Consider the following 2,815-nt stretch of genomic DNA (forward strand, 5'->3'; position numbering starts at 1 on the left):
TGGGATGCCGACGGGCTCTGGAAGGCGCTGGCCTCCGTGTATCCGATCAGTCTTGATCAGGATGAGACCATGGACTCTCTGGAGGACCTGAAAGGCGACAAGGCGGTTAAGGCCCTGGCTGACAAGGTCGTGGAGGATGCCGATTCCATCTACCAGGAGCGTGAGGATGAGCTGGGCGAGAAGGGATCCAGGCAACTGGAGCGCCAGGTGGTCCTATCCGTGCTGGACAGCAAGTGGCGTGAACACCTCTATGAGATGGACTATTTGAAGGACGGCATCGGCCTGCGCGGGATGGGTCAGCGTGACCCTCTGGTGGAGTACCAGCGCGAGGGCTACCAGATGTACAACTCCATGATCGATGCCATCAAGGAGCAGACCGTGCAGCTGCTCTTCAACGTGGACCTCAAACAGATAGCGGCCAGCCAGGAGAACGAGCGGCGGGCCCGCGAGGAGCGCAAGGAGAACGAGGAGAGCCAGTCCGAGCCGGTCAACTATCAGGCGCCTGAAGAGCCTGATGCCGAGGACGAGACCACTGACATCGACGAGACTGCCGAGGAGCGTGATGAAGGTGCTCCTGCTGGCAGCATCCAGGAGGATTCGGAAGAGGATTCCGATAAGGACTCTTCCGAGGATGTCGCTGACGCTAGCGAGGCTGATGATGCTAGCGCCCCGGCCCCAGTCGGGCCTGCGCCCATCAGTCATGCCGAGGGCAAGGTTCCTGCCAATAAGAGGCCAAAGGCCGTAGAAGATCATTCGCCCTGGGCTGATGGCCGCACCTTCCCAGGTACACCTCGCAACGCCCCCTGCCCCTGCGGTTCTGGACGCAAGTACAAGATGTGCCACGGCCAGAACGAAAAGAAATGACAGGTACGCGTAATCGCCAGCGAACTGCCCAGGCAGGGTTGCTGATCTGATTGACGGCCATCGCACGCAAGGCGGTGGCCGTTTCCATATATTGGATTGTAAACTTTCATATATTGGTAGCAAAGTGACCAAAATATGGGATGGCCTTGTGCAGGGGAGGGGCTGGGCAGTAAACCTAGAGCAAATAGCGGGGCATCCGGCCCCGCTTCTTCAAAGGAAAAGAGTCATCATGCGGCCACTTAGCTGGAAATCCGTCCTGAACTCCTTGGTGTCCGGTCGACACCTGAGCGCGGATGAGGCCGAGTGGTGCATGAACGACCTGATGGATGGGAATGCCGACCCGGTGCAGGTGGGCGCCGTCCTGTCCATGCAGTCCACCCTGGGGCTGACCAGCCCGGAGGTCGAAGGGGCTGCCAAGGCCATGGTGGGTCATGCGGTGCCGCTGAAGGTCAGTGGCGACGTGACCGACATCGTCGGCACCGGCGGCGATGGGGCGGCGACGGTCAATCTGTCGACTATGGGCGCCATCGTGGCTGCCGCAGCAGGGGTCAGAATCGTCAAACACGGCAACAGGGCCGCATCTAGCAAGAGCGGCACCGCCGACTGTCTGGAACAGCTGGGTCTTCCCCTGGATCTGCCGCCGCAGGAGGTTGCCGCTATGGCTGACCGCTTCGGCATCACCTTCGTCTTTGCTAAGACCTTTCACCCTGCCATGCGTTTTGCAGGACCTGTCCGCTCGTCGCTGGGCATCCCGACCGTCTTCAACTTGCTGGGACCCTTGACCAACCCGGTAAACCCGCGCTATGTGGCCATTGGATGTGCCCAGCGTCAGCTGAGTCCCATGATGGCCCAGGTTTACGCCTCACGCGGTCAGGAGGGCATGGTCTACACCTCGGTCGAGGGCCTCGACGAGATGGCCCCGACAGGCCCGGTTTCCATTTGGGAGATCCACCAGGGCAAGGTGAAAGAGCGGTCCTTCGACCCGACTCGTGAGCTAGGTATTGACCCGGTCGATCTGGATGACCTGCGCGGCGGCGATCCAGCCTTCAACGCCAGTGTAGTCAGGGACTTCCTGGGTGGAAAGTCGGTTCCTTCCCGTTCAACGGCCCTGCTCAATGCAGCGTCGGCCATCGTGGCTGACGGCACGCAGATTGATGCTGGTCCGGAAGCCGACCTGAGCGTCCGGTTTGCCCAGGCCTACCAACTGGCTACGGAAGTTGTGGACCAGGGCAGGGCCGCCGACCTGCTTGCCGCCTGGATTCACGGAGCCCAGGAAGCGCAAACCCGCTGCCAGCAAGAGGAACGGGCACATCGTCCGGTCTTGGTGTAAGTTCGCGGCTGCCACAACTGTTCGGGCCTCGCTGGCTGATGTTTCTGCCAGCGAGGCCCAAACGTATTGGCGGCCCACAGCATCATTGCCGATAGAACCGATTGTCATCATCGAAGAGGCCGCTTGAGGTATCACGGAAATTCTTCCGGTCGATGATCAACCCTGCGATGCCTATCAGCAAGAGCAGGCCAGCCAGCAGGCCGGTCAAGCCGGACCAGCGGGGGATCAAGATGGTCAGGAAGAAGCAGACCAGGCCCAGCACAGTCATGATGATGAAAGCCATCCGCCTTTTGCCCAGGTCGCTCAGGTCGGGGTTAGGCGGAACAAAATTCGACGACTGGTCCATGACCTCGTCGGTGTCAAGCCAGCTCCTGCCTTGGAAATCGCGCGGTCCGGAGCCGCCGACGAAGGAGTTGCGCTTCAAGTCCTCTGCCCTGAGCGCCGCCTTCTTCTCGGACTTTCGAGCCTTCTTTTCGAATTCCTTGGCTGTCCTGGACGATTCCAGGGAACCTAGCTCGTCAGCGTGCGAGTTCAGGAAGTCCGCCCACTCATCGTTCCCCTGTGAGGACCCGGTTCCCGCCTCGCTGTTATACTGATTCCCGGCGTCGTTATGCTTGTGCT

3 protein-coding genes are annotated in these 2,815 nt (G+C 60.6%); 2 read left to right on the forward strand and 1 reads right to left on the reverse strand.

Features of this window, described 5'->3' with window-relative positions; translation table 11 throughout:
* Together AC0AP0_RS11310 and trpD are read left to right on the forward strand one after the other, a co-directional pair.
* Positions 1-864 (forward strand): SEC-C metal-binding domain-containing protein (locus AC0AP0_RS11310; protein WP_490430538.1); only part of this gene is annotated, 864 nt, incomplete at its 5' end.
* Positions 865-1,093: 229 nt separating this feature from the next.
* Entirely contained in the window at positions 1,094-2,194 is a 1,101-nt protein-coding gene (gene trpD, locus AC0AP0_RS11315; RefSeq protein WP_110412691.1) for an anthranilate phosphoribosyltransferase, read from the forward strand.
* Between the two features lie 82 nt (positions 2,195-2,276).
* Here the strand turns inward: trpD and AC0AP0_RS11320 are convergent.
* The coding region (locus AC0AP0_RS11320) for a hypothetical protein (RefSeq protein WP_490430539.1) at positions 2,277-2,815 on the reverse strand (539 nt) is incomplete at its 5' end.

It is taken from the genome of Bifidobacterium sp. POST2/T3 (B1), from assembly GCF_058197115.1.

Excerpts from the sequence above, each read along its gene's own strand:
- trpD (WP_110412691.1), top strand. The coding sequence starts at position 1,094 with ATGCGGCCACTTAGCTGGAAATCCGTCCTGAACTCCTTGGTGTCCGGT.